This window comes from Phormidesmis sp. 146-33, assembly GCF_052939515.1.
Genome location: NZ_JBJPHU010000017.1, coordinates 1 through 26,898 on the forward strand (window position 1 = coordinate 1; position 26,898 = coordinate 26,898).

27 protein-coding genes and 1 pseudogene are annotated in these 26,898 nt (G+C 50.4%); 10 read left to right on the forward strand and 18 right to left on the reverse strand.

Annotation, left to right across the window (positions count from 1 at the left end):
• The first annotated feature begins 68 nt into the window (after positions 1 to 68).
• From ACJ2PR_RS09190 to drmC, 5 genes are all read left to right on the forward strand, one after another.
• Positions 69 to 962 (forward strand): type IIL restriction-modification enzyme MmeI, encoded by an 894-nt coding sequence (locus tag ACJ2PR_RS09190; RefSeq protein WP_446876853.1) that lies wholly within the window; start codon positions 69 to 71, stop codon positions 960 to 962.
• Between the two features lie 53 nt (positions 963 to 1,015).
• Positions 1,016 to 1,486, forward strand: a complete 471-nt coding sequence (locus ACJ2PR_RS09195) for a Uma2 family endonuclease (RefSeq protein ID WP_446876805.1) — start codon at positions 1,016 to 1,018, stop codon at positions 1,484 to 1,486.
• Positions 1,487 to 1,748: 262 nt separating this feature from the next.
• A complete protein-coding gene (gene drmA, locus ACJ2PR_RS09200; protein ID WP_446876806.1) occupies positions 1,749 to 5,168 on the forward strand; it encodes a DISARM system helicase DrmA in 3,420 nt (1,139 codons plus the stop codon).
• Positions 5,169 to 7,031, forward strand: coding sequence for a DrmB family protein (gene drmB / locus ACJ2PR_RS09205; protein ID WP_446876807.1), 1,863 nt, complete (start codon positions 5,169 to 5,171; stop codon positions 7,029 to 7,031). It abuts the gene before it with no gap.
• Complete coding sequence (gene drmC / locus ACJ2PR_RS09210) at positions 7,031 to 7,822, forward strand: DISARM system phospholipase D-like protein DrmC (protein ID WP_446876808.1); 792 nt, start codon at positions 7,031 to 7,033, stop codon at positions 7,820 to 7,822. The genes drmB and drmC overlap by 1 nt, the downstream gene beginning before the upstream one ends.
• 90 nt (positions 7,823 to 7,912) lie before the next feature.
• Here drmC and ACJ2PR_RS09215 read toward each other — a convergent pair whose 3' ends face one another.
• Entirely contained in the window at positions 7,913 to 8,725 is an 813-nt protein-coding gene (locus tag ACJ2PR_RS09215; RefSeq protein ID WP_446876809.1) for a CPBP family intramembrane glutamic endopeptidase, read from the reverse strand.
• Between the two features lie 86 nt (positions 8,726 to 8,811).
• Here ACJ2PR_RS09215 and ACJ2PR_RS09220 point away from each other — a divergent pair, with 86 nt between their 5' ends.
• A complete protein-coding gene (locus ACJ2PR_RS09220) occupies positions 8,812 to 9,228 on the forward strand; it encodes a hypothetical protein (RefSeq protein ID WP_446876810.1) in 417 nt (138 codons plus the stop codon).
• 6 nt (positions 9,229 to 9,234) lie between these two features.
• Positions 9,235 to 10,182: a peptidoglycan DD-metalloendopeptidase family protein gene (locus tag ACJ2PR_RS09225; protein ID WP_446876811.1), complete on the forward strand. Its 948-nt coding sequence runs from the start codon at positions 9,235 to 9,237 to the stop codon at positions 10,180 to 10,182.
• 15 nt (positions 10,183 to 10,197) lie between these two features.
• Here ACJ2PR_RS09225 and ilvD read toward each other — a convergent pair whose 3' ends face one another.
• Entirely contained in the window at positions 10,198 to 11,898 is a 1,701-nt protein-coding gene (ilvD, locus tag ACJ2PR_RS09230; protein ID WP_446876812.1) for a dihydroxy-acid dehydratase, read from the reverse strand.
• Positions 11,899 to 12,001: 103 nt separating this feature from the next.
• On the opposite strand from ilvD, the gene ACJ2PR_RS09235 reads away from it, so the two are divergent.
• The 3 genes from ACJ2PR_RS09235 to ACJ2PR_RS09245 all read left to right on the forward strand — a co-directional run bounded on the left by ACJ2PR_RS09235 (position 12,002) and on the right by ACJ2PR_RS09245 (position 13,848).
• Positions 12,002 to 12,898: a LysR family transcriptional regulator gene (locus tag ACJ2PR_RS09235; RefSeq protein WP_446876813.1), complete on the forward strand. Its 897-nt coding sequence runs from the start codon at positions 12,002 to 12,004 to the stop codon at positions 12,896 to 12,898.
• 226 nt (positions 12,899 to 13,124) lie between these two features.
• Positions 13,125 to 13,460 carry a transposase gene (locus ACJ2PR_RS09240; RefSeq protein ID WP_446876814.1) on the forward strand — a complete coding sequence of 112 codons (336 nt, stop codon included), beginning with the start codon at positions 13,125 to 13,127 and terminating at the stop codon, positions 13,458 to 13,460.
• A gap of 142 nt (positions 13,461 to 13,602) precedes the next feature.
• On the forward strand, positions 13,603 to 13,848 hold the full coding sequence (locus ACJ2PR_RS09245) for a hypothetical protein (RefSeq protein WP_446876815.1): 246 nt from the start codon (positions 13,603 to 13,605) through the stop codon (positions 13,846 to 13,848).
• Between the two features lie 111 nt (positions 13,849 to 13,959).
• Here the strand turns inward: ACJ2PR_RS09245 and ACJ2PR_RS09250 are convergent, their stop codons facing one another.
• The 16 genes and pseudogenes from ACJ2PR_RS09250 to ACJ2PR_RS09325 all read right to left on the reverse strand — a co-directional run bounded on the left by ACJ2PR_RS09250 (position 13,960) and on the right by ACJ2PR_RS09325 (position 26,874).
• Positions 13,960 to 14,784 carry a MerR family transcriptional regulator gene (locus tag ACJ2PR_RS09250; protein ID WP_446876816.1) on the reverse strand — a complete coding sequence of 275 codons (825 nt, stop codon included), beginning with the start codon at positions 14,782 to 14,784 and terminating at the stop codon, positions 13,960 to 13,962.
• A gap of 163 nt (positions 14,785 to 14,947) precedes the next feature.
• The gene (locus ACJ2PR_RS09255) at positions 14,948 to 15,709 is read right to left on the reverse strand and encodes a GNAT family N-acetyltransferase (protein WP_446876817.1); all 762 of its coding nucleotides are present in this window, start codon (positions 15,707 to 15,709) and stop codon (positions 14,948 to 14,950) included.
• Positions 15,710 to 15,713: 4 nt separating this feature from the next.
• Positions 15,714 to 16,247: a DUF1697 domain-containing protein gene (locus ACJ2PR_RS09260; RefSeq protein WP_446876818.1), complete on the reverse strand. Its 534-nt coding sequence runs from the start codon at positions 16,245 to 16,247 to the stop codon at positions 15,714 to 15,716.
• Between the two features lie 6 nt (positions 16,248 to 16,253).
• Positions 16,254 to 17,054 (reverse strand): hypothetical protein, encoded by an 801-nt coding sequence (locus ACJ2PR_RS09265; RefSeq protein ID WP_446876819.1) that lies wholly within the window; start codon positions 17,052 to 17,054, stop codon positions 16,254 to 16,256.
• Positions 17,055 to 17,099: 45 nt separating this feature from the next.
• Positions 17,100 to 17,558 (reverse strand): AAC(3)-I family aminoglycoside N-acetyltransferase, encoded by a 459-nt coding sequence (locus ACJ2PR_RS09270; RefSeq protein WP_446876854.1) that lies wholly within the window; start codon positions 17,556 to 17,558, stop codon positions 17,100 to 17,102.
• Between the two features lie 161 nt (positions 17,559 to 17,719).
• Entirely contained in the window at positions 17,720 to 18,271 is a 552-nt protein-coding gene (locus ACJ2PR_RS09275; RefSeq protein WP_446876855.1) for a YdeI/OmpD-associated family protein, read from the reverse strand.
• 155 nt (positions 18,272 to 18,426) lie between these two features.
• Positions 18,427 to 18,882, reverse strand: a pseudogene (locus tag ACJ2PR_RS09280) (GrpB family protein).
• A 420-nt stretch (positions 18,883 to 19,302) separates the two neighbouring features.
• Positions 19,303 to 20,550, reverse strand: coding sequence for an RNA polymerase sigma factor (locus ACJ2PR_RS09285; protein ID WP_446876820.1), 1,248 nt, complete (start codon positions 20,548 to 20,550; stop codon positions 19,303 to 19,305).
• A gap of 25 nt (positions 20,551 to 20,575) precedes the next feature.
• On the reverse strand, positions 20,576 to 20,935 hold the full coding sequence (locus ACJ2PR_RS09290; protein ID WP_446868622.1) for a YciI family protein: 360 nt from the start codon (positions 20,933 to 20,935) through the stop codon (positions 20,576 to 20,578).
• A gap of 95 nt (positions 20,936 to 21,030) precedes the next feature.
• Entirely contained in the window at positions 21,031 to 21,447 is a 417-nt protein-coding gene (locus ACJ2PR_RS09295; protein ID WP_446876821.1) for a VOC family protein, read from the reverse strand.
• Between the two features lie 6 nt (positions 21,448 to 21,453).
• Positions 21,454 to 22,020 carry an IS630 family transposase gene (locus ACJ2PR_RS09300; protein ID WP_446868624.1) on the reverse strand — a complete coding sequence of 189 codons (567 nt, stop codon included), beginning with the start codon at positions 22,018 to 22,020 and terminating at the stop codon, positions 21,454 to 21,456.
• Complete coding sequence (locus ACJ2PR_RS09305; protein WP_446876822.1) at positions 22,017 to 22,556, reverse strand: helix-turn-helix domain-containing protein; 540 nt, start codon at positions 22,554 to 22,556, stop codon at positions 22,017 to 22,019. Before ACJ2PR_RS09305 ends, ACJ2PR_RS09300 begins: the two co-directional genes overlap by 4 nt.
• Before the next feature lie 477 nt (positions 22,557 to 23,033).
• Positions 23,034 to 23,534: a hypothetical protein gene (locus ACJ2PR_RS09310; RefSeq protein WP_446876823.1), complete on the reverse strand. Its 501-nt coding sequence runs from the start codon at positions 23,532 to 23,534 to the stop codon at positions 23,034 to 23,036.
• Positions 23,534 to 24,220 (reverse strand): class I SAM-dependent methyltransferase, encoded by a 687-nt coding sequence (locus ACJ2PR_RS09315; protein ID WP_446876824.1) that lies wholly within the window; start codon positions 24,218 to 24,220, stop codon positions 23,534 to 23,536. Before ACJ2PR_RS09315 ends, ACJ2PR_RS09310 begins: the two co-directional genes overlap by 1 nt.
• A 148-nt stretch (positions 24,221 to 24,368) precedes the next feature.
• Positions 24,369 to 24,992, reverse strand: coding sequence for a class I SAM-dependent methyltransferase (locus tag ACJ2PR_RS09320; RefSeq protein ID WP_446876825.1), 624 nt, complete (start codon positions 24,990 to 24,992; stop codon positions 24,369 to 24,371).
• Positions 24,993 to 25,086: 94 nt separating this feature from the next.
• Entirely contained in the window at positions 25,087 to 26,874 is a 1,788-nt protein-coding gene (locus ACJ2PR_RS09325) for a LuxR C-terminal-related transcriptional regulator (RefSeq protein ID WP_446876826.1), read from the reverse strand.
• Positions 26,875 to 26,898: the final 24 nt, after the last annotated feature.

Here is a 26,898-nt window from a genome sequence, read left to right on the forward strand (position 1 = left end):
GATCGATAGCTTTCTTGTCCATCCCCTCAACTAAAAACTGTCCGAACCATTGATATTACAGATATGCCATTAACTTTTTTGATTTAGATGAAGCTGAGGCATGGAAATGGACTGATTTAATGCACATCATTGCAAGTAAAGTGAAACCCGATCGTGAAAAACAGAAACGTGATTCCCTTCGCAATAAATGGTGGCAATATGGTGAGAAACGCCCTGGTTTGACAGCAGAACTTTCAAAGTTAGAGCGTGTCTTGGTATGCTCGTCAGTAAGCAAATATTTGGCTTTTGTTTGGCTACCTACAAATTATATATTTTCTCACAATCTCACAGTCATCACCTTATCTCAAGATCATGCTTTTGCAGTTCTACAATCAAGTATTCATAATTTATTTGCTGCATTTTTCTCTTCATCGCTTGAGGATAGGCAAGGCTATCGTTCTTCTGACTGTTTTGAAACCTTCCCCTTCCCCGAAAACTGGGAAGCCGATGCCAATCTGGAAACCGTTGGCAAACAATACTACGAATTTCGCGCCGAACTGATGGTTCGCAACAACGAAGGTTTAACCCAAACCTACAACCGCTTCCACGACCCCAACGAATTCCATCCTGATATTCTCAAGCTGCGCCAACTGCATGACGAAATGGATCGCGCAGTCCTCGCTGCCTATGGCTGGAGCGATATTCAGCCTCAATGCGAATTCCTGCTTGACTATGAAGACGAAGAAGAGGACGAAGACGAAACCACTACAAAGCGTCAGCGCAAAAAGCCCTATCGCTACCGATGGAACGAAGCCACTCACGACGAAGTGCTAGCACGCCTGCTCGACCTGAACCAGAAACGCTACGAGGAGGAGTTACTGAGGGGCAAGCCAGCCGGGAAGAAAGGCAAAGGGCAAAAATCTAAAGGCAAAACTACCAAAGGTGGGACTGAATCACCAACAATTCCTGGGTTAGAGGCGTAGTTTATACTAGAAACACCTTCCTGAATCGTGGATCTCCACCGCGAGCCAGTTCTATGACGATCGCCACCCAAAAGCTGACGTTTGAAGAGTACCTTGCCTACGACGATGGTACAGATACTCGCTATGAATTAGTCGATGGAGAATTGGTGCCCATGAGTCTGGGAACTGGCAAACATGGGGCAATTATCCGTTTTCTAGTGCGCCAGTTTGAAGATGCACTGGCACAATCAGGACAACCCTGGGTTCCCTTGCCTGCGCTGGTTGGTGTTCGCTCTCCGCGAGGACGCAACTGGGACACTTCCCGCATTCCCGATGTCACGGTCTTACCCCTTGCTCAGTGGGAAGCGATGAGCGAGCGCGAAGCCGTGATTAACCTCAACGAACCACCACCAATTCTGGTCGCTGAAGTCGTTAGCCCCTCCACTAAAACTGACGATTACCGTTCTAAACGTGCTGAATACGGGTTGCTAGAAATTCCCGAATATTGGATCGTTGACCCGATAGAAGAGAAGGTCACCTTTTGAGTCCTAGAGCATCAACTCTACGACTCAACTGAATTTCGTGGGGCAGACTTGATTCAGTCCTCCACACTTCCAGATCTCAACCTGACAGCTAACCAGGTTCTAGCAGGCAAACTTTAGAGTCACCCACTTCATTTAGCTATTGAACCCTCATAAAGGGCAGAAGTCTTTTCGTCAAACCTTCATGAAGTTGGGAAATCCATCCGGGATTCTCCGGAGATCCTGGGCATTCTAAACTTAATGCCCTTATCCTGACGTGCTGTCTATGTCGTCTACTACCCCTGCCGAGGTTCGTGCTCACCTGATCGATGCTCTGCAACTGGATTTAGTTGGACCCACCCCCGACGACCTGGCACACGCCGACGAAATCATTCCCCAGCCTCCCTCAAAATGGTATCTCACCGGGTTCCTGGTACCCTACGATGCTCCGATGGAGGTGCGATCGGACGACACAGGCAACGACGAACTGGATGCTGTCGGTAAAGTTGGTGCAGGTGATGATGAAACCACACCCGATCGCGCACCTGCCCGCAAAGGCTTCTTCCCCTCCTCAATGGGTGTCAGCCTGCTCGTCACTGCCCATACCACTTCCCTAAACGTCACCGCCACTTGGGGCGACTACACCCGCTACGTTGCCGACAAATCGGAAGAGGAATCCCAAAGTACCCTGCGAGTCGGAACCTGGCAGCGATCGCCCCACCAAGCAGAACTCACCATCCCCATTCAGATCAGCGAAACGCCCGTAGAATTTGACATTCCAGAGAGCAAAGGGCTAAAGCTGATCGTCTCCGTCCGCCCCGTTTCTTCAGAGGAACTGGTGCCTGCCGGTACACGCTCCATTTCTATCTTTCTGGTCAACCAGCGTCGGCTGGCTCCCAACAAAGCCCCCGATGCCTCTCATGCGTTCCAGACTCAGTTGGTGATTCAGGCAGAAAATTCCTTCGTTCCCCGTCCCGATCTGCGAGGCGGCAACGGTGAAGACTGGGATGAACGAGTGGCAGACCTGCAATACCGAGATGACTATGAATTTGCGGTGGGGCACAATGTTTCTGCGATCGCCCTGGTTGAACCCAGTGGTGTTTGCCAAAAAGTTTGGACTGCCTGGATACCCACAGCCGACGTTGAAAAAGTCATTCCTACCAAAGTAAAAAATGTTGAGCTAGGGATGGAGCAGTTGGCTGAAGCCCCTACTCCTGCGGCTCTGCGGGACATACTGTATCCGATGGTAGATGCTTACGCAGACTGGATACAAGACCAGCGTGACAACGCACCCAAGAATCCCAAGCATCGGGCGGACACGGCAAACGATTTGTTGAATCGAGCGATCATCGCCAGCCAGCGCATAGCAGCAGGGTTACAGGCAATGAACGACCCGCAGGTATTTGAGGCATTTCGCATCGCCAACCGTGCTGTTGCCACAGCCATCCGCCAGCGACTCACCCATGACAAGGAAGATGCAATTCCAGAATCTCTAGACGCTCCCCAATGGCGACCCTTCCAGTTAGCATTTCTGCTCATGAATATTGTTGGTATCGCCAACCCTGAGCAGAGCGACCGCGAACTGGTAGACCTCCTCTTCTTCCCCACAGGTGGCGGTAAGACCGAGGCATACCTGGGACTGGCAGCCTTTACCCTGGTACTGCGACGACTGCGACATCCCGACATTCACTCGGCTGGCTTAAGCGTCCTGATGCGATATACGCTGCGCCTGCTGACCCTAGATCAGCTTGGACGGGCAGCAACCCTGATCTGCGCCCTTGAACTAGAACGTCAGAACGACATCGAAACATTGGGCAAACATCCCTTTGAGATTGGCTTGTGGGTTGGGCAGGCAGCAACTCCCAACCGAATGGGCAAGAAAGGAGACAACGACGAATACAGCGCCAGATCGAGAACGATCGCCTACCAGAACAACGACAGACAAAAGCCTTCCCCCATCCCCCTCGAAAATTGCCCCTGGTGCGGTGCTCGCTTTACCCGCAATTCTTTCCAATTACTTCCTAGTCCTGATGTTCCAGATGACCTTCGAGTTGCCTGTGTTAATCGCAAAAAGCGATCGGACGGAAAACCTCAGTGCTCCTTCACAAGCAATCAGCCGCTACCCATTCTGGCAGTTGATGATCAAATCTATCGACGGCTGCCCTGCTTCATCATTGCCACAGTTGATAAATTTGCCAGCCTTCCCTGGGTGGGTGAAACAGGTGGATTGTTTGGCAAAGTCGAACGCTACGACAAAGATGGTTTCTACGGTCCCTGTCAACCCGGACGAGGACAACCCCTCAACCACCCCTTACCCCCTCCCGACCTGATCATCCAGGACGAACTTCATCTGATTTCGGGACCGCTCGGCACAATGGTTGGGCTATATGAAACCGCCATTGATGCCCTCTCGACTCAAGAAGGGGAAAACAAACGGGTACGCCCAAAAATTGTGGCATCCACGGCAACTGTTCGTCGTGCAACCAAACAAATTCGTGCCCTCTTTGGTCGAGATGCGGTCGATATTTTTCCACCCCCCGGCCCCGATCGCCGCGATTCCTTCTTTGCGAAAACTGTTCCTGCTACCGAGAAACACGCCCGCACCTACGTTGGCATCGCTGCTCAGGGGCGTAGCTTGAAGGTCGTGCTGCTGCGAACTTACCTGGCATTGCTGGGGGCAGCTCAGAAAGATTGGGAGCTGTCAGGCGGCGGCAAGAATCTGAAGAATCCCGCTGACCCCTATATGACCCTGCTGGGATATTTCAACTCGCTCCGAGAACTCGGTGGCAGCCGTCGCATTGTGGAAGATGAGGTGAATGCTCGTTTGGCTGAATACAGTCAGCGCAAGCGAATTGGAGAAGCAGAAGGCTCATTCGCCGATCGCAAAATCAGTGACCTGCCCCTTGAATTAACGTCACGGGTCAGTACCAACGCAGTCGCTGATGCGAAGCGTCGTCTGGCACTTGCTTTTCAGGACAAGGAACACGCCGATGTTTGTCTGGCAACCAACATGATTTCGGTCGGTCTGGACATCACTCGTCTGGGGCTAATGGTCGTTCTGGGACAGCCCAAAACAGCGGCGGAATATATCCAGGCAACCAGTCGGGTGGGTCGAGATGAAAATCGACCAGGATTAGTCATTACCCTCCTAAATGTTCACCGTCCGCGCGATCGCTCCCACTACGAACGTTTCCAAGCATGGCATACCACCTTCTACCGGGCAGTAGAAGCCACCAGTGTTACTCCCTTCTCCCCTCGTGCCATTGACCGGGGCATCGCTGCTATCACCGTTGCTCTGGCAAGATTGGGCGATTGCCGCATGACGGCTCCCATTCGTGCGATCGACATCCTCCAGCATCGCAAAGATCTTGAAACGGTTGCCGACGTAATCGCTCAACGTGCCGAGATGCACGACAAAGAGTTGGATGCGGTTGAAGCAGATGACTTACGCCAGAAGGTGAAAGGACGGGTTAGAGACCTGCTCGACACCTGGGAACACATCGCCAGCCAGAAAATCATGCTCCAGTACCAGCAGGAGGTTGGGCAGGCACCACCGCTGCTGTTTGACCCGCTTGATCCAGAACTGGAGCGGCAACCTTTAGAAGCCCGAAAATTCAAAGCTCAACGGAGCCTGAGGGATGTGGAGCAAGCCGTCAATTTGTGGATCCGCAATCCCGATGGCTTTGAAATTGAGGAGGACGAATAGATGAAAGCAAAGACGAAGCGCCCCGCTGCTGGAGAAATCCGTCAAAGCCAAATTATTTCTACCTTCGGTCCTGGAGCGATGGTGGATTTGCCAAATCATTCCGTTCTCATTGGTGGACTGAATCACTGGAAGGGCGATCGCCGCCGGATTTACGAAGATCGACTGGCAGGTCGAGTCAGCGAATTACTAGGCGTGAAGCAAATTGCCATGTATGCGCCTCCAGTAGACGAACAAGACGCAAAATCAGCACGCAGTGGCATTACTTCCTTTGTCTTCCCGGTCTGGTTTCTGGCACAGCTGGAGGATACGTGGGAAACCCCCGACAAGCGTAAATACCGGACTCGTCCACTGTTACCCTGGGGCAGCCTGGTCAAAGGGAAATACCTGACCTTAGAGCGGAAAAAAGTGCCCGTTGTTCCGGTGCGATTTGTACAAGCTTGTGTAAATGGGCATATCAGTGACATCGACTGGTACCGCTTTGTCCATGCTGACAGCCAGAATAAGAACTGCCGGGGGCAACTCTGGCTCGATGAGGGTGGTTCAGGCAATGATTTCGTTGACATTTTCGTCCGATGCGAAGCCTGTAGAGCACGCCGTCCGCTTTCCGATGCCACCGTTCCCAATGGCAAGGTTCTGGGACAGTGTGAAGGACACCGCCCTTGGCTTGGCCCTGCGGCAAAAGAAGGCTGTGTCTCTCAAGTGACCGGGAAGCCAGAATATAACCGCCTGCTTGTGCGGTCTGCCAGCAATGCTTACTTTGCTCAAACACTGAGTGTTATTTCACTTCCAGACTCGGACGAAGCGCTACGGAAAGTCGTTGATTTAGTCTACGAGGATTTCCTCAAAGGTTCCGAGAGCATTGACGATATCAAGTTTTACCGTAGAAAAAACGAAAAAGTAATGCTTGCCCTCGAAGGTTTTAGTGATGAGGCGACCTGGGTAGAAGTTAAGCGTCGTCAAAGCGGAACCTTCGACAAACCTAAAAGTATCAAGCAAGTTGAGATCGAAACCCTGCTTTCCCAACCCGATGAGGTGGGTGAGGACGTTCCGGAGGGCGACTTCTACGCTCGAACCCGCCCGCTAAAGGGACTTTCCCCACTCCTGTCATCCAAAATCGATCGCATTGTTCTGGTTCACCGTTTACGCGAAGTTATTGCCCAAATTGGCTTTACCCGCTTTGAAGCGGTCATGCCCGACGTTGACGGTGAACTCTCGCTCCCGGTTCAACCTGCTGCACTCGATATTGAGCCAACCTGGGTTCCGGCAATTGAAAACAGAGGCGAAGGGATCTTCATTTCGTTTAAGAGAGAGGCGATCGAAAACTGGTTGAAACGAGATGTTGTTCAGAAACGGGGTCGAAGCCTGTACAAAGGCTTTGATGAGTGGCGCAGTCAGCGTGGCATCGATCCAGACAAAGTGAAGTTTCTCGGCCTGCCCTACGTCATGTTGCACTCGTTATCACATCTGCTCATAACTGCTGTCTCTCTTGAATGCGGTTATGCCGCCAGTGCCATTCGAGAGAGAATCTATACGGGAGAGGCAGGTTATGGCATTCTCCTCTATACAGGCACTTCTGGGTCTGAAGGGACGCTTGGCGGTTTGGTACAGGTCGGCAAGCGAATTGAATACCACCTGATGAATGCCCTGGAGATGGGTAAGCTTTGTTCAAACGATCCAGTGTGTGCCCAGCATCAGCCCAATAACCAGCAGGAAAGCCGCTTTTTACATGGAGCTGCCTGTCATGGTTGCCTGCTTATTGCAGAACCTTCCTGCGAACGCCGCAACGAGTTCCTCGATCGGGCACTGGTTACAGATACTGTTGAAGGCTTGGGTGCGGAGTTCTTTGAGGTTGGAGGGCTGTGATGTCGCCCTTCCTGAAGCTGAGTCGTCCCGCGCTGATTGGGCTTGCTGCCGCACTAGATACTGGAAGATTAAGCCCGCCCTACTCCATCCCCACGCTTGAAAGCTTGGTACCCAAAGGATTTTGCCGAGATGTTGTAGACGAGTTAAACCGTTTGAGTGCAGTCGGAGCGACAGCACACCATATTGCTTATACTTTGAATTTACTGGCAGCAGAGCGGGCTACAACCCAGCAGGTGCGCGATCGCGTTGAGTTGGTTTGGACAGGACAGGAAGTTGCTGGCTCTGAAAGCCGCGATACAGCCGTTGTCGTCCGTGAATTATTCAACACGGCTAAACGCAGCGTGTTGATTTCAAGCTTTGCCATCGACCGGGGAGAGAAGGCACGCAATTTGTTTGAGGGACTGGCAAAGCGGATGGATGCTAAACCAGGATTAAGGGTTCAAATGTTTCTGAACATTCAGCGTCCTTACGAAAATGACGAACCAGAGACGACTTTAGTGCGACGGTTTGCAGAGACTTTTCGCAGGGAAATCTGGATTGGGAATCGCTTACCAGAAGTATTTTATGACCCGCGATCGCTGGTAATCGGAACAGAAACAAAAGCATGTCTACATGCCAAGTGCATTGTGGTAGACGAGGAGCGAGTCTTCATCACGTCTGCTAACTTTACCGAAGCAGCTCACGAACGCAACATTGAGGCAGGAGTGCTTTTGACAGATGCAGCCGTAGCAAAAGCCGTTTGTCTACAGTTTGAAAGTTTGGTTGCAAGATCTAAACTCAAGACTTACTAACCGTTTGTAGTCGAGCAAAGACTACCGTTGCAGCAGGCTCATCTGCAATGGGCGAGGTGCTGAGTTAGCCCTGCTCTCTTGCAAGCTTTTTTAGTGATGCCCTTTTGTTAAACTCCCCATATCTACTTGCCCAACAAGGGATAGAGCGACGATCCAAATGAGGAGAACTGCGATTGCAAATGGTTGCACAGTCCCGATCGCCTGAGGCAATACGGGAATTACTCCCGACCAGTAACCCACTGAGGTGTGCAGCAGGATTGCACTGAAAACGCTGCCGCCAGTGCTGTTATACACCCAGGTGAAGAGGATTGAAAGGGCGATCGTATTGAGAAAATAGAGTCCAAACGGCAGGTGTTGCTGAAGTTGACCGGGAATGAGAAATAGAGGGAGATGCCAGAATGTCCAGATGACGCCAATTACAACACTTGCCAATAACGCACTGAGACGGGACTGTAACAGCGGCAGCAGAAACCCTCGCCAGCCAAACTCCTCTCCTAAAGCACCACCCAGCGCAAGGTTAATCGCAAAACTCAAGGGCACCAGCACCCAATGGTTGACCACAAAAAAAGTTGGAACCACTCCTCCGGTTGCACGGTAGAGCACCAGTGCCAGGAGCAGTATCAGAGGTGGTAAGCCGAGAACTACCCCATAGCCCCGCCAACCTAATCTCCAGCGCAACCCTTGAGCCAGTAGAGCTTGTATCTCTGATTGTCCAGATTGCCATCCTGTAACCAGCGTTGCCGCGACAAAGGGGCCAAAGGTGCCGATCGCCCCTATCAGCACAGGGATCAAGTTTGCCTGTTCCCGCAGCAGCGTTGACAACCACCAGCACAACCATGACCAGGCATAGGCGGTCGCGCAGTAGAGAAATAGGGATTGTTCCCAGGAGAAGCGGCTTTTCATCAGGCTACCTCGATGCTCAACTCGTCCTCAACTTTGAGGATTAGCATGGGGATAAGGATCAGTGATACTGGCTGAGGAGGGAATCAATGATTTTTCTCAGAGCATTTGCCGTCTGGCTGCTATTTATCGTTGCCGAAAGTTTGAATGGCACCATTCGTGAACTGTGGCTGGTTCCTGCACTTGGCGATGTCCGCGCTCATCAGGTCGGGTTTGTCAGCGGCTCAATTCTCATCCTGACGATCGCCACCCTGTTCATCCCCTGGCTTCATCCCTCACGCATCCTGGAATTGCTACAAGTCGGATTGCTCTGGCTGTTGCTTACGCTTGGGTTCGAGATCGGTCTTGGACGGTTGACTCTCGGTTACTCCTGGAACCGTATCGCTGCGGACTACAACCCTTCCCAGGGGGGGATGATGGCGTTTGGTTTATTGCTGCTTCTGGTTGCCCCAGCAATTGCTGCCAAGCTGCGGGGTGTCTTGCCCAATCAAAACCAACCTGCATAGCGTCCAATGGATATTACGCTTGTTATTCTCCAACTGCTGATTCCCCTGGGTCTACTGGTTTGGCAGGGGGCATCGCCTTCGAGGAGTCAAATTGGCTGGCTCCTCAAAACCTTATTGATTCTGGGGTATCTGGTGGCGATCGCGCTGGCGGGACTCTGGATGGTCGTTCCCTGGTGGATACCCTACCTCTATCTGGTCATTTGGCTGGTTCTGGTAATTGCGACGTTTCGGCAAGCAAGAAGACAGCCTCGCTTTCCCCAACACAGCGGATGGGGATGGGCAAAGGTTGGATTGTGTGGCGCGATCGCGGGTCTTTTCTGGGCGCTGACACTGCATATCTGGACAGGTCACTTCCTGCCGCCAGTCAGCCCTGTTTCCCTTGAGTTTCCGCTCAGAAATGGGACTTATTACATTGCCAACGGAGGCAGCAAGGAAGTCCTCAACGCCCACCTCGATCTGGTCCGAAGCAAACGTTTTCAGGAATTGCGAGGGACGATGTACGCCCTCGACATCGTGAAGCTCAACTTCGTCGGGACTCATGCCTCTGAATTGCAGCCGAGCGATCCAGCTCAATACGCTATCTTTGGCGAACCGGTTCATGCCCCCTGCTCCGGTGTTGTGCTGCAATCGGTGAACACGATGCCCGATATGTCTCCGCCTGCATTGGATGAGAAAAACGAACGGGGCAACTTTGTGTTGATGCAGTGTGAGCAGAATCAGGTGGTTGTGTTTATGGCACACCTGAAGCAGGGGAGTGTCAAGGTCGCGGCGGACGATCTCGTCTCGGTCGGGCAACAACTGGCTGAAGTCGGCAATTCAGGCAACAGCGGAGAACCCCACCTTCATATCAACGCGCAGCGTCCAGGAAGCAGCCCAACAACTTTTGACGGTGATCCACTGCCTATTCTGTTCAGCAATCAGTATCTTGCGCGAGGGTCTCGTGTGGAGACCTGAGGTGAACCGTAAGTTTCAGTTTCCACCAACAATGGATGAATCCAGATCGGTCACTGCCCCCAGGCTACTGGTTGAAACCAGTTTGGCGTACTTCGCCAGTACGCCCCTTGTGTAGCGCGGTAAAGGTGGCTGCCAGGCTGCGCGACGCTGTTCGAGTTCCATCTCTGACACATGCAGGTGTAGCGATCGCGCCGGAGCATCAATGGTAATTTCGTCGCCTTCCTGCACCAGGGCGATCGTTCCCCCCACAAATGCCTCCGGTGCGACATGCCCCACCACCATGCCATACGTCCCCCCTGAAAAACGTCCATCCGTGACCAACCCAACCGAATCCCCCAGACCTGCGCCAATAATTGCTGAAGTTGGAGCCAACATTTCTCGCATTCCGGGTCCACCTTTCGGTCCTTCGTAGCGAATCACAATCACATCCCCTGCGTTAATTTTGCCTGCAAGAATGGCTGCTAGACAGTCTTCCTCAGATTCAAACACTCGCGCGGGTCCAGTCATTTTAGAATGCTTAACCCCTGTAAGTTTTGCAACGGCTCCTTCGGTTGCCAGATTACCTTTGAGTATCGCCAAATGTCCTTGAGCATAAATGGGATTGCTCCAGGGACGAATCACATCCTGATTCGCAGGTGGCTCTTTAGGAATGTCTTTGAGGCGTTCTGCGATTGTGTCTCCCGTAATTGTTAAGCAATCCCCATGCAGCAAATCCTGTGCCAGCAGCATTTTCATCACCTGGGGAATGCCGCCAACCGCATGAAGATCAGTGGCGACATAACGCCCGGATGGTTTGAGGTCACACAGCACTGGAACGCGATCGCGAATGGGTTCAAAATCATCAATCGTAAACGGGACTTCAGCCGCATGAGCGATCGCGAGAAAATGCAACACCGCATTGGTCGAGCCACCTACTGCCATGACAATTGAAATGGCATTCTCGATCGATTTCCGCGTGATAATGTCTCGCGGCAAAATTTGTTTGCGAATCGCTTCGACTAAAACTTGTCCCGCCACTGCCGTGTTTGCTGCTTTTTCTGGATCGATTGTGGACATTGTAGACGAATACATCAAGCTCATGCCCATCGCTTCAAAAGCAGCCGACATCGTATTTGCTGTGAACATTCCGCCACAGGAACCTGCTCCCGGACAGGCGTTCCGTTCGACCGCATAGAGCATCGCTTCATCAATTCTGCCCGCGCTATACTGTCCAACGGCTTCAAAAGAACTGACTAAGGTTAAATCCTGACCCTCCAGATGTCCTGGCTTGATCGTGCCACCATAGACAAAAATTGCTGGAATATTCATGCGGGCGATCGCGATCATCGCACCGGGCATATTTTTATCGCAGCCGCCGATCGCCAGGACTCCATCCATACTTTGAGCATTGCAAACCGTTTCAACCGAGTCGGCAATCACATCACGGGAAACCAACGAATATTTCATCCCCTCCGTACCCATTGAAATGCCATCGCTAACCGTGATGGTGCCAAACAGTTGCGGCATTCCCCCGGCTGATCGAATACCTGCTTCGGCTGCGGTTGCTAAAGGGGCAATTCCCATATTGCAGGGAGTGATCGTGCTATGGGCACTGGCAATTCCCACAATTGGTTTGCTGAAGTCGCTATCCTCAAATCCAACGGCGCGTAGCAGGGCACGGTTGGGCGATCGCTGCAAACCCTGGGTAATTTTTTGGCTTCTCAAATTCTCCTGCATCGTTTTGTCCTCGTCGAATGCTCATGTTTCTGGAGTATAGGAAGCATGTTTAGAGATGTCCAATATATGATTTGATAGATTTGAGACGAAAAACCTATCAAATATGGAACTGCGTCACCTGCGTTATTTTGTAGCGGTTGCCGAAGAACTGCACTTCAATCGAGCTGCTGAGCGGTTGCATATGGCTCAACCGCCGCTTAGCCAACAGATCAAGCAACTAGAAGTAGAGTTAGGAGTCGAATTGTTTTACCGCCGCACAAAGCGACAGGTGCAGTTGACCGAAGCAGGGCAAGTGTTATTGCAGGCGACTTACCGAATTTTCGCTCAAGTAGAACAGGCAATCAGCGACACTCAACGAGCAGGCAGAGGGGAAACTGGAACCCTCGTTGTTGGATTCACCAGTACTGTTGTCTACGATATTTTGCCTGCGATCTTGTCTCAATACCGGGAGCAATTTCCAAATGTGCATCTTGTCTTGCAGGAATTGACTACAACACAACAGGAAGAGGCACTGCAAAATCATCAAATTGAAGTGGGCTTTTGTCATCCACCGTTGAAGGACGATAGTCTCGAATTAGAAACAATTCTGCAAGAACCCCTGGTTGTCGCTTTGCCTGAAACACACCCACTGGTCAGTGAAACCACAATCTCGATCCATACACTCGCTGATGAATCATTTGTCTTGTTTCCACGCTACCTCGGACCGGGACTCTATGACCAGATCGTGAGTTTTTGCCAGCAAGCGAACTTCAGCCCTAAAGTGGCGCAGGAGGCGGTTCAGATGCAAACGATTGTTGGACTGGTTTCAGCAAAAATGGGAATTGCATTGGTTCCAGCTTCACTCCAAAATCTTCAACGCGCAGGTGTGATCTACAAACGGCTACAAGATAAGATTCCGCAAGTCGAAGTTGGGGTCGTATGGCTGTCAGACAATGTTTCACCTGTTCTACAAGGATTTTTAGGAGTCATTAGATGCTATGTCAATGAGAGATACCGCTAAAGATTTCTCTCGACGTTCGAGCGATCGCTCACGATCACCCGGATTTGCCAGATGTAGACTGAACCAGTGATAAGGAATACCCACATCAGCCACTCGCTCTGAAGGTGGATGGTAAAAGGTGCAATAAAGCGAAGGAATGACCCATCAAGAATTACTTTTAGGACTTACGCGGAGGGAAGAAGGAATAGGTGACTCAAAACTGGGTTTGAGTCGCTAGAGTCGAGGTATGAAAGATACTTTTACTCGCCTGGACTATTGCCAATATCTGCTGGTCAGCCAAATCAACTATACGCTGACTAACTTTGCCGACCATAGTGAGCGTTTGCTCAAACGAGTGGTGTTTCATTACACCCCAACGCACGCCAGTTGGTTGAACATGGCCGAGATTGAGATTGGCATTTTGGATAAACAGTGTCTCAAGGGTCGGCTTGCCAGTGCAGAACAACTCACGACTGCGGTAGGGGCTTGGCAAAAGCGTAGAAATCAGCAACGGAAGACGATTAACTGGTCATTCACTCGTCAAGATGCAGACAAGAAATTGGGCAAGCACCATGTTGCATAATTAATTGTGAGCCGTACTAGCTGTAACTGATTCAAGAGCGGCGCATCGAATCTATAACGTTGCAGAACAGACTGCACAATCCCAAGCCGATTTTATTCGAGCGATCGGACAAGCAGCAGGTTGGATAGGCCAAGTCGTCGTTGTGCCTCGATCGGCTCTGACTGAATCGTGGATGTTGCCCTTCAATATTACCCAGAATTGGACGATTGACTCCACTCGAATTCGACAGGAATTAGGTTACACAGAAGCGATCGCAAGACAGGAGGCGTTCAAGCAAACCGTAGAGTGGCAGCGATCGCATCCTCCACAAGCGGGTTCTCTCGATGCCCCTGAGCTACTCGATTATGCGACAGAAGATCAAATTCTTGAGACTCTAGCACATCGTTGAATGGTATCGTGAATTAAGTCTTAGCAATCGGTGTACATCTTTAGTGATAGGGAGATTGCTCACAGACTTAATGGTTGTTAAACATCAACCGCAACACCTTTTAGGTTTTTGTCAGGATGTTGCGTCCTGAAATGGCAAAGCCACCTCCATCCATTCATCCTCTCCGGGCTGACCATGCCAGATTTCGCGAGGAGAGTCGGCAATCTCGTAACCGTTTTTGCGAATCCAGTCAAATACTGCATCGTACCCTGCCAAAATTGCTGGAAATCGGCATTGATCTCCATGAAGCATCACATAGGCAACTTGCCCACCCAGTAGCTCCCGCGAAACAACATTGTCAGACTTAGCAGTTTGACCTTCTACAGGTATGCATACCTCAATCGGTCCGTCGTCATCGTGATTGATCGGTCCGTGATAAATGCCAAATGGTGAGCCTGTTACTACATTCCTCTCTTCAACTAACGTATACAGCGTTTTCAAGCTACTCCTGATATGCTCGTCAAGCTGTTCGACCTTGACATGATGCGTGAGGCTAAGAATGTGTTGGGGTTGAACTGTTTTTACACTGACTTCAAGTGTCATAGCCGTTACCTCTTGCTTTAGATAAGAGATGAGTTCGGGAACCACTTGCCGACCCTGATTCATGCGGTTTTCTTGTGCCTGCCAGTAGTGATGCACTAATGTTTCAGCCTCTACGGGTGTAGATGAAAGCACTTTCCGAATGGTTGCTAGCGGGATGTCTATTTGGCGCATCATCCGGATCAACCGTGCTTCACGCAACTGCTTCGTTTGGTAATAGCGGTAACTTGACTCAGGATCAACATAGCTGGGTTTGAGAATGCCCAGTTGATCGTAGAGGCGCAATGCCTTGATTGAAAGGCGAGAGGCACTAGAGAAACTGCCGATTGAAAACAAGTTTTGCTGCTGCTGGTTCATGCCATCAGCATAAAGTCTCCCTAAAGGGAAGAGTCAACCGCTTATTTAGAAGAAGCAACAGGTCGGTATGCAAGCTGTCTCTCCATAATCTGGTTGGTGCGGACTGAAGGGAGATTTTGGTGAAGATGCAGAAATTACTTGCAGCGCTCAGCCGGAACGCTATCTACATTTTTGGGCGCGAGATATGTAGGATTTCACCGATCGCAAAAAAGCCTGCACGATCGTAAATCCGTTTCTCTGCTTCCTGTGCAGCCATCAGAAAAGGCAAAGAGATACCCGCCGCAAAAGATTCCTGCACCAATCGAGTCGTCATTGCTCCTGCCACACCTCGACGACGGAAGGCAGAACGTACCCCAATCCCTGCAATTTCTGTGGTTTGGTGACTGGGCACCGTACAGACACCCGCGCCGACAGGCTCACCCGTTGCGATCGTTCGGGCTAAAACGGCTATTCCGCCTGCTTTAAGGCTATTTTGCAAATCGGTGATCGCGCTAGACTCTGGCAGCGATTCACCATAAGCTTCGTTTTGTACTGAGATGGTGGCAAGCAGATCAGCATCGGAAACGGGCAAGATTAATTCGATGCCTGGAGGAACCGGAAGGCTTTGCACTGATTCAGGGGTGCAGGTCATCAGCGGTAGGTGTCCTTCAATGCAAAAGCCTGCATCAATCAGCACTCCTTCAACCGCAGGCGCTGACTGTGGGACATATTCTAAGCGAGGTTTGCACGATCGCTGTTCGTAAGCAGCAATCAGAGCAGCCACATCTGCGGGTGATGGCGTGGCATTGTCATCGGGAATGGCGTAGTTGAGAAATGGATTATCGCTGGAATGAGAGAAAGTCGTGAGAAATGAACCGATTTGTTCCGTATCGCGGTGATGGCTAGCTGCAACTCTTAAATATGACTGAATTGTTTGAATCAACATTGAATTATTCCACCAGTTCCATAATTTTAAGAACAGTCCGCCAGTTTCGAGCCGTGACAGCTACTCCAACTGTTTTCTCAACTTTCATCGCCAGTTTAGACTGCCCAATTCCTTCAGGTGCATGAAGATAAAATACCTTGTCAATCAGTTTAAACTGCTCACTATCCTTCTTGACGGTTTCGAGTGCCTTCAAATTCGGCTTCTCTGGCAACGATAACAGGAAAAAGCAGTGTAGTGTGTTCGGTTCAGCCTCAGCTTCTGGAAAAGGGTTCGATGCGATTGCGTTCCCTAACTCGTTTACGTCGAGAATCAACACTTGCGCTACAAAACCACAATGTTTCTCGATCACAGTGGATATCTTTTGCGAAAGTTCTTCGCTATTTATTTTTTTGCTTTGAAAAACAGCGTTGCCACTTTGAATATAAGTTTTGATATTGCTCAACCCTAGCTCCTCAAGCACTGCTACCAACTCAAGCATAGGCAGTGCGTTGTTACCACCCACGTTGATACCTCTAAACAATACAATATGCGGTTCCATATCACTCTAAAAATTCGTTGGTCGAACCCGTTGGTGTTGTTGGACATCTCGTGCTTTGATTGCTTTGATAGTTTCCGCTTCTACAGAAGCAGCTTCGTCGGCACGATCGACAATCTGTTGAAACGAAAAGTGGCGATCTTCAATCAGATAACGAATCATCTGACGGTAGATGAAGTATTGGAACGAGCCGGACGGGTCTTGCTGACCAGTCGCGAGGAGGTGCAGTCCCTTGGCTTCAGGAAAGCTACTCTCGTGGGCGACATAATCGCAATAGCCCTCGACTACCCAAGTTGGCAAGCTGTGAAGGAATCCGACTCTGTGGCGAATCAAGCCGTGAGTAATTTCGTGGGCAGCAACGGCAGAGAAGGAACGAGTGTTGAATTCTGGAGCGGCACTGCGAGCAACATTGTGAACTAAGTCAGCATTGGCAACAAATACATTATCAGTTACGGGCAACGAATAGGCAAACGCACCCGCACTCATCGGTGAGAAGAGACGAAACAGCCAGGGCTGATTGCAAACAAAAATCCGTTCGCTACGTCCTGCTACTGTCAACTCGGAGCGATCGATTAATTTCACGATTTCTGCAATCCGTTCAGCCGCTTCGGATGGAAATGGAGAAAGGGCATAGAGAGTTATGCCCTGCGTACTGTAACTATAAGGAAACAGCACCTGTGGAAAAGTCTGGAGACCGACGTAAAGCAGAACTAATACAACTAATGTCCATCCAGAACGGCGAAACCATCTTCTGAGGCGAGTTCTGGGTTTAGGTTGGTTGAAACCAAGGCGACGAAAAAAACGAGTCATGAGTATCTTTTTTCAGATGGGTGGAGCAAATAGGGCTACTGGTCGTTATGCAACGCTATCACTATCCTTAATAGCGATATCGAAATGCAGCACCTCTTCGCGGACACCCAGCTTCGTATACAACGCGATCGCAGGTTCATCATCAACATCCGCCTGCACGTAAACGACATAAGCTCCTCTGACTTTAGCGGTTTTCTTCACTTCCTGAATCAATGCTGTCGCGATGCCCTGGCGACGATGGGTTGCGGCAACCGCCAAATCATAGATGTAGATCTCGCTGCGCGCTTGCTCGAATTTTATTAGCTCATAAGCGGCGATGCCACCGACGACTTCGCTGTCTTGCAATGCAGCGATCGCAATGAAATAGTCGCTGCCAAGCAGCCGTTCGAGGTAAGCCGCACTCGGTCGATTCCCGCTGTAGGTCTCTACGTCATCGAAGGCTTCGCCGAAAGTTAACAACAAGGCTTCCATCAACGCGATCTCGTTGGGTGCGACTGGGTGAATGCTGAAGCGGGATGATAAAGACAAGCGCACCTCCTAGACTGCATAACAACTAAGCTCACCCGCCGCCGAAAGCCGGAGCGAGGAACGAGCGCAGGCTGTAGGAGGTCGGGTGCAGCGCCTTGTTGTGCTGCTTGTTGGTCAATAATCGACACTCCTTCAACTCATAGCTCTTCCGCTTCCGGCGCGCTAAAAGCTTTACTGTAATAGCCTGATGGATCGAAGCAGCAAACCCGCCGTTTTCCAGAAGCAAGCATATTACAAGCATCAACAATCCGCTTCGTTCGAGTTTTGGTCTGCTTGGCTGAAGTAATCCAATGAATCCAGTCTAAGCGCGCGATAGTGGTTGTGTCGTCCCAAGCGGCTCGTGCATCAGGAGCCGACAATAGGGCATCCTGTAGGTCAGAGGGAATTTCAGGTTCTGGTTCTTGCTCCACTGGAATGATTTCAAATGTGACCGTATCGCCAACATTTATTTTTGTGGTTTCAAGTAGCTCTTTGTCTAACCGCAGCCAATGACTCAATTCGCCATCCGGCTCAAGCGTACATTGGAAGTCATGGCCGTTGACGGTGCCCATCACCGTCGTCCTTCCTCGTCGCGGAAGCTTTGTGCTGGCGCTTTTAGGCAGAACTACGAAAGCCCACGTAGCATCGCTACCCGCGTTTGCCGGACGAAGCAACTTCGCCTTGAACTGAGATTTTGTATTGCTTTGCATCGTTTTTACTTTCCCGCCCGCTGTCAAAGAGTCATAACATTAAAGTAACGGATTCTGAAGTGCCGCGCGCAAGCAGCACAACGGCAAAGTTGAGCGGTCTCAGATAACCTCGAACTCAGCACCAAGATCTTCCGTCGATTCGCTCCAACGCAGTGTTAGCTGGCTGGCTGTTGTCGAGCTTTTTGCATGACAGACTCTATGTATTCTGCTTTTTCCATTGTATATGCTTCACGATCGCTCGAAAAGCGTCGGGCAAGATTGTACTTCAATTGTCCATAATGTGCTGCTTCGTCCGAATGCTTGCGAAGGTAGTCCCGAAACAACAAACGCTCCTACAATGGGCTATCTGGCTCAACCATGTGGATATGATGAGTGCGTGGACTATTAGGTGGCAACCCTTTCACAAAAAACATCCGTTGAGGGTCGGGATTATCAAACCAGTAAGCGTAGCCCAAATGCTCTAACCGGGAAACTGCAACTTGTTTTGCTTCTGCAAGTGAGCGTACCCCTACTAATAAATCAATGGTGGGTTTTGCAGCCAATCCTGGAACTGCTGTGCTACCAAAATGCTCAATTCGATCGATGAGACCGCCATCTAAAACCGCCCGAATATGTGCAGCTCCCGTTCAAAAAGAAACACCCAGTTTGGATCGTACTCAACGATGACAACTTCATCCATTTGTCTGCAATTCGTTGATGAGGGACTGGACTAACCTAACATCAAACCTTCCATAGACAACATTGAAATACCTTCCTAACCCAGAAACGAAGCCAGCTAACTTCTTTTTAGAGAGAATGTTTCCGCCTATCTCCCTAAATTAGGTAGATCGCGAGAATTTTTCTGTATATTACACCCAGCTAGAACGATCGCCAACCCCCCTTCCCCCCTTGTTCAACCTTGCTGTTCATGAAGACAACAAGGAAGAATCGAACTCGATCAGCTTACGGACGAAAATAGCTTTTGAACTTAACTAATTGTCTTGATGGATTGTCTTGATACATTCTAGGGTGGCACGGGTACTAGCCTGTTATTAGCTTCGTCCATTCTGTTCATCTAGTAGAAGTGACTGTTGGAGAAGAAACTCGCGGATAGAAGGATCTTCAGTTAACCCGATCGCTCGTGAATACGCTTGTTGAGCTTCCGATTGACATCCTAACTGTTTGAGTAAGTGAGCTTTTAGTGCCCAATAGGGTTGGTAGTTTTTCACGGCTTCGCTTGGGAGTGCATTGAGATGGACTAAACCCTGGTTTGATCCTTTGGTTTGGGCGATCGCCGCCGCCTGGTTCACCAATGCCCCCAGAGTCGGCGAAAGCTGAACTAATCCCGCATATAACAATACCAGTGCTTCCCAATCAACCTGTCCAGTGATGGCGCGGTGGGTGTGAACCGATTGAATGGCAGCTTCAAGCTGAAACCGTCCCATCTGCTTGAATGTCGCTGCCTGCGTTAGTTCCTGTTCTGCTTCATCGAGCATCGACTGTACCCAAAGCCGAGTATCCTGCTGGAATAGGGGAATGTAAGAACCGTTGGCGGTACGACGAGCATTGCGTCGGGACTCACAGTAAAGCATCAGGGCAAGCAAACCGCGTGCTTCTGGTTCTTGCGGCATGAACTGAACACACAGACGTGCCAGCCAGATTGCTGCTTCTGTTAATCCTGAATGTCGAGAATCACCCCCATCAAGGGTTTCCCAAGCAGTCGTGTAAGCTGCATAGATTGCTTCGAGTACGGCGGCTAACCGGATTGGCAATTCTTTCGCCTCTGGTAGCTCAAAGGCGATGCCAGCATCTCGGATTTTTGCCTTTGCCCGAACTAATCGCTGACTCATGGTGCTGGGTGCAACTAAGAATGCGGAAGCAATCTGAGCAGCATTTAGACCGAGTACGGTTTGTAACATTAGTGGCGTATGAATCGCTGCATCGATCGCAGGATGGGCACAAATAAACAGCAGTTTTAAACGATCGTCTGGAAAGTTCACCGTATCAAAAGAGGATTCCGTTTGCAATTCTAGTGTGTTCAATTTGAACGTGTTGAGGACTTGATCCTGAACTTTGGTGCGTCGCGCGATATCAATCAGGCGATGTCGCGCCGTGACGAGTAGCCACGCTTCAGGATTTTTAGGAATTCCACTTTCTGACCATGTTTTTAGGGCGGCTAGGAAGGCATCGCCGAGCGCATCTTCGGCAGCTATCACATCTCTGGTTTGGGCTGTCAAATAAGCAACCAACCGTCCATAAGCGTTACGGGCTGCCAATTCTACTGCTCGACGTGCATCCATCTTCAGGTCTCGATTCTTCTAATGGTTAGGTTTGGTTGACGGTCGGACGAACTTCAATACCAGTAATTGGACGAACTTCGACACCCGCGAGACTGGCAGCAGGATTCCGGGCTGCCCATTCGAGAGCAGTATCCAAATCAGGCACGTCGATGATATAAATACCACCCAATTGCTCTTTGGTATCAGCGAAAGGACCATCTTGCACGCTTCGCTGTCCGTCTTGAACGCGGACGGTCGTGGCAGTCCGACTGGGTTGGAGTCCTGTGGCAGCAATCAACACTCCGGCTTCAGAGAGAGCTTGGGCGTAGGCAGCGAATGCCGGAGGATGGATTTTACCCGTCGCGTAATCTTGCTCATTTGCGTAATTTAGAATGCTGTATCTCATTTGTGTTTACCTCTTTTGGAGCGAATTGAAGCATTTTTCGACGCTTCCTATGACTATGACGAGCAAGACACTGACATTTCGACAGAAACTAAAATTTATTCTTGAACGATTTTGAAATCGGGTGATGGCTCGAACTCGTAAGTGCGGATTTCGATGTTGTGTCGATCAGGGTCATAGAAATACAAGGCATCCGCCAAGCCTCTAGAACCCAGCGATCGAGCCGCAGAGCCACCACTTCGATCGAACGGCTCATTGCCAAACGGAATGTTGAGCTGCTGAAGACGACCATGAACGGCTTCAAATAAAGTGCGCTCCAGGCAAAACGCCAGATGGCTTTGGTCTTGTGGGGCTTGCTCCAACAGGTCAAGCGTCAATCCCTCATTCACTCTCAGAATCTCGAATGGTTCAGCCCTGCCTTCATACTGGAATGCCAATACTTGCTGATAAAAACGGACGGATTCGACTGGATGACGAACCCGTAAAATCAGGTGATCGAGATAGATCATAATCATACCAATTTAAATGGTGTTAACGACAGATAGAGCATTGAGGATAAAGGGATAACCCGTAAGAGAAGCAACCACTTGAGGAGTCAACTGGGACAGGAGTTGGTCGACCTCAGTTTGCAGTTGCTCTAGCGTTTTGAACGAAGCCCACTTGAGGTCTGCCTTGAGATATTCCCATAGCCGCTCAATGGGATTTAGCTCAGGACAGTAAGGCGGTTGAAACACTAAAATGACATTCTCTGGCACAATTAGGTCTTTACCTTTGTGGAACCGTCCGTTATCGACTTGCAGCAGGTTGAGGCTGTCGGGGTAAGCCCTGGAGAACTCATCCAAGAACCATTGGTAGCAGTCGGTATCGACATGGGAGAACTGCAAGAAAAAGGATTCGCCTGTGGCAGGTTCCACCGCACCATAAAGCCAGAATGCCTTGAACATCCATTGCCACGAGCCAATTGGTTTAACCCCAACTGCCGTAATCAAGCGTCCGATAAGTGTGTGAAGTCCAAAGCGGCTCTCATCTTGCGCGAAGTAGCGAATGGGTCGCTCAGCGTGGCGCACTTGCCGATGGTACTGACTCAACAACTTAAGGTCATCTGCCAGGTTTGCTTAAATGCCTCCCGCTGCTCTGGGTTCTGCTGGCTGTTTTGAGGGCGAGCGACCTTGAGCTTGGCTTTGAGTCGGTAGCGCGTCATCTGGTACACCGCATGATACTCGGCTTCTACCCCTAAACTCTCCAAGAGCCACTGCTGCACCTTCCCATAGCTGTCAAACCCATTGTCGGGGTCGTGCAACCGCTGGGCTAAAGCAACCTCTGCCCACATTGGAATCACCCGATTGCCTCCTCCTGGCGTTGGTTTAACCACTAGCAATGCTTCGAGTCCTTGCGCTCGATATAAAGCTAACCACTTTTGCACCGTGCCTCGATGCCTGCCGATTGCCACTGCAATTTGGCAGATACTCGGTGCTTGCGCTTGCTTGAGCCAGTACAACACTTGCAATCGCTCTTTGAGGATTGGCTGGTCAGTTTGTCGCAACCGCTCACCTAACTCGTCGAGACTTTCTTTAATTGCGATCGCGCTGACTCCAGCCATTGTTAGCCCGTCAACTTTACACATTTCATTTTATCCAATCTGTAATCGCTCTAGTTTAATTTGGTATGAGATCCTATCCAGTCGCTGAAGAAACGCAGTGTATCTCGATCGGTATGCTCTGGGCTGTAAGACTTTGGTTCAACTTTCTTGATCATCACGCTTGGGGGTAGACCGCTAACGGGTGGAGTGTGGCATCGCAGCAGCAAATTTCTTCTCCCTCCCTCAGAAAGTCGCTCAACTTGCGTAAATTGAACCTGACTGCCCATTGCAGTCGATAATACTTGCTCAGCAGCAGAGACAACACGCGGATCGGTTCTCCTGGGTAAATGGCTATAAGCAAAGTTGATGAACCGGCGCGGTAAAGCTTTCAGCCGATATGATCTTGGAAATCTGTATGGCATGATCTTTTTCTATGTGGATGTGGTCGATTAAGTGTCACTGACAGCCTCAATCATCGCGGACTTCATCATGTCATACCCACCTTCCATACCAGTAATGTGGTCAATTCTTTTTAACTCCTGCTTTTTCAAGCTGAGGCGCATCCACCAGTACAGATATCACCACTGCGACGAAGCCTGCCAAACCAAAAATAAAGTTAGTAGCGTGGGCATATTCCCACTGGGTTCTTAATTGCACCCAATTGGATGGTACGGAGATTGCAGTTGCCTGCTCGATCACGACATTGACAGGTTCGATCCGCAAAAAATAGATCAGAGGGAATGCTATTGCCAAACAAATCGTCCCTGCTAGCGTCCACCAAAACGCAGGTCGGCGTTTGCGGACTAGAACGGTGAGGGCGATCGCGCAAAGAACGGCACCCACCGTAATAAATGCACCGGAACCGGGTGCGCCAAAGTATCGGTACAGACTATTCTGAATCGTTACGTAAAGCGCACCATCGTACTGCATCTTGGCGGGTAGTTCTAACGTGTGGGCAAACTCCAATCCCATGAATAATGCAACAAAAATGAGTGTGATGAAACGCCAAGTTTTTAGAAACATTATATCCTCCTAAAGCCGATACAAGCCATGCTAGTCAGGCGAGCCAGTCCAACTGGAAACGAGAAAAACTGAACGTGAGATAATCCTGCTTCATCCAAGAGTGCTGTCAGTTCTTCCGAGCGAAAACATTGATTGCCCCAATGCCACTCAATCAGCGATCCAGGTAATCCCGATCGGGTTACAGCTAGAACCAACGGTGCCCCTGGGCGAAGTATTCTGACCATTTCCCGTAACCCTTGTATTGGATTGCTCAAGTGTTCCAGCATGTGAGCGCTGATCACCGCATCGAAGGTACGATCGGCAAATGGCAAAGCATTCACGTCACTTTGGCAAAGTTGATGCAGAACGTTGGCTTGACTCAGTTGTTGATGTGACTGGTTTAGCATTTCAGAAGACAGATCAACTCCCGTAATGTGGACTGTCGGATTCATCGTTTGAGCAAATGCTAGACTGAATGCCCCTGTCCCAATCCCACAATCACAAATCGTTGAGTTGTCTTTCCAGTCAGACAAAATGGTGGCGGTTTTGAGCAATTGCCACAACTTTCGATACGCAGCACGATACCCTAGAAGACGAAGCTGTTGATGCCAGCCAAAAGCAGCACGATTATAGGTTTGAGCAAGATATATCGGGGTGGGATACACTCGCTGAACTGAAACCTGCCACCACCCAATTGTCCATTCCATGATGAAACCTCATTAATGTGCGACTGTATCTTCAAAGTCGCTTTCAAGTTCGATTTCATCCCTGACCGAATGGATAGTTAAAAGGATAGTTTTGAAATGGTGGAAGACGCAACGCTATCACTCGGCAGCAGACATAATTCAGCAGTCTTCATAGAACCTCGCCGATCGCGCAAACGACCGGGGGCTTGAGTGCAAGCGTGTCCGACTGGATGCGCGTGAAGCCTGCCTCTGTGAGACGTGTCACAATCTCGTGTCCCGCAGCCACTGTTGTCTCTGCCGTAGCACCGGGACACCGGGGCTGGGAGACGATCGCGATCCGTCCTCCAGGTCGCATGAGGCGATGGATTTCTTTCAGCCGCTCGACTGGTTCGCGCCACATGCCCATGTTGTTTACAGCCAAGACCCTGTCAAACGGCTCCTCGAACGCCGGAAGGTGCTCGATCAAACCACAACGCAGATCCACGCGACCCGCCTGTACAGCATCCAAGTTACGCTGGGTTGCCTGCCGAACCATGACTTCTGAGTGATCGATGCCACACACAAGACCCTGTGTTGCTCGACGGCTTAGCTCCCGGATTGCAATCCCCGGTCCGAAGCCAATCTCAAGGACGCGATCGGTTGGCTCCACGCCGAGGAGTTCGACTGCCCACAAATTGCGCTGACGGTTCGACGATCGCAGTGCCATCGCCCATCCGACGAGCCAGCCCGCGAACCCACGGGGCTGCATGAACTGAGACCGGATCGCCATCGCTAGGTTCTGCTTCTTGTCCATGACCTCATGTTCTCCTTGTGATTAAACCAATTGTGGCGATATTGGGTTATAGCTTCACTAGTCAAAAGGATAGGTCTTGAAATGATAGACTCTGCTACGATAAAAGTCCCAAATCTCTAGCTCTCGCGACTGCCTGAGTCCGATTGTTCACCTCCAACTTGCCGTAGATATTGCGGGCGTGCCATTTGACGGCGGCGAGACTGACGAATAGCTGGTCGGCGATCGCCTGATTCGACGTTCCCGTTGCCAGATGATGGAGTACTTCGAGTTCACGTGCGCTTAATGGCTCAATGAACGGTTGAATGATGGTTACTTTTTCTTCAACTAAGCTAAACATCGTTAACAAACGTTTAGCTTCATCAGCACGAATATCCTGAGAAACAGCCGTTTGCAATAACTCTGCCATCGATTTGCCTTCGTCTAGAAACAGACGAATGTAGTTTCCTTGACGAGGAATGTTCAGAGCTTGATTGAGGGCATCTAAGGATCGCGTTCGATCACCTTGAGCCTGTAAAACCAACGCCTGTAAAAGCAGCGTTTCCATGACCCGAATCGTTCGTCCCCCCACATGAGTAAATTCCTGCAATCGAGTCAGCAATCGGATTGCATCTTGCAAATGAGCAGGTGACGATCGCTGCCGTCCATAAGCGAGTAACACTCTGGCAAAGGTGGAATAATCGAGTTCAGAACCTTGAGGAGATTGTTGAGTCGGGCTGTAATGAAGTTCTCCTTCGCTGCTCAAACCGCTACTTTCTGCCCAAGCCATTGCTGCATCTACATTTCCTTCTGCCAGATATAGTCTAACTTTGCCAGCTTCGACTGAAAGAATTGTAGACCAGAGCCAGGGTTGACAGCGTTCAGCCGCATGAAGGGCAGTCCAGGCTGATTGGAAGTCACCCTGCGCCTGACGCACACGTGCCAGAGTAATGTAACCCATCATCAATCCAGGCTGGCGGTTTTGAATAGCGCGATCGATACTTTGAGTCAGATGCTCAGCAGCCGTTTCTAATTGGTTTTGCTCTCGCAACAAATCCGCTAGCGCGACCTGAACCAACACACCTGCGTAAGTTGCCAGCCAGTGCCGTTCGGTCGCTAACTCTAAACCTTGCTGACAAAGTGAAACGGACTCGTCAAGGCGACCCCGCAGGGCAAGAAACTGTGCCTGTAAGTAAAGTCCCGCGATCGCCGGATCAGCCATGCCCTGTGCCTTGCCAATCCGACTGACTTCTACCAGTAACCGCTTTGCCGCTTCGTAATTGTCTGCAACAAAATAGGTGACTCCGAGATTGAGCAGAACCAGCGATCGCAGCCAGGAATGATCCGGTGGCAGCAATTGCAAGGCTCTTTCCATACAGGCGATCGCCTCTACCGTATTGCCTTGCTGACGAGCGTGCGCTCCTTTTAAGGCGATCACGACTCCCCAAAGCCGATCCACATGCTCAATCTCAGGCGGGTTCTGGTTGAGACACTGTTCAAGGCGTTGAATCGCTGCAATTCCCTCTGCAAATTGCGAGGAGGTAAATCCAACCCAGGCTTTGGCGACCAGCAACCAGGGGCGAGTGTCGATTAGTTCTGCGGGTAATGCTGCGAAAGCCTGACGGAGAACAACTGCATCTAAACGAGGATTTTCACTCGTCTGAATTTCCTGCTCGATTAAACGGGTTGCATATTCAAACGATCGGGCTGCAATGGCATGTTGAATTGCTTCTGCAATGTACCCCTGCTGTTGATACCATTGAGCCGCGCGATCGTGATAGATCAAAATGCAATCAGGTTCTGTTCGCTGCAAAATGTACCGCAATGCGGCTGCAAACAAGTGATGATAGCGATACCAGATGCGATTGTGATCTAATGGAACGACAAACAGATTCTGGCGCTCCAACTGTTCAAGCGTGTCGGCTTCATG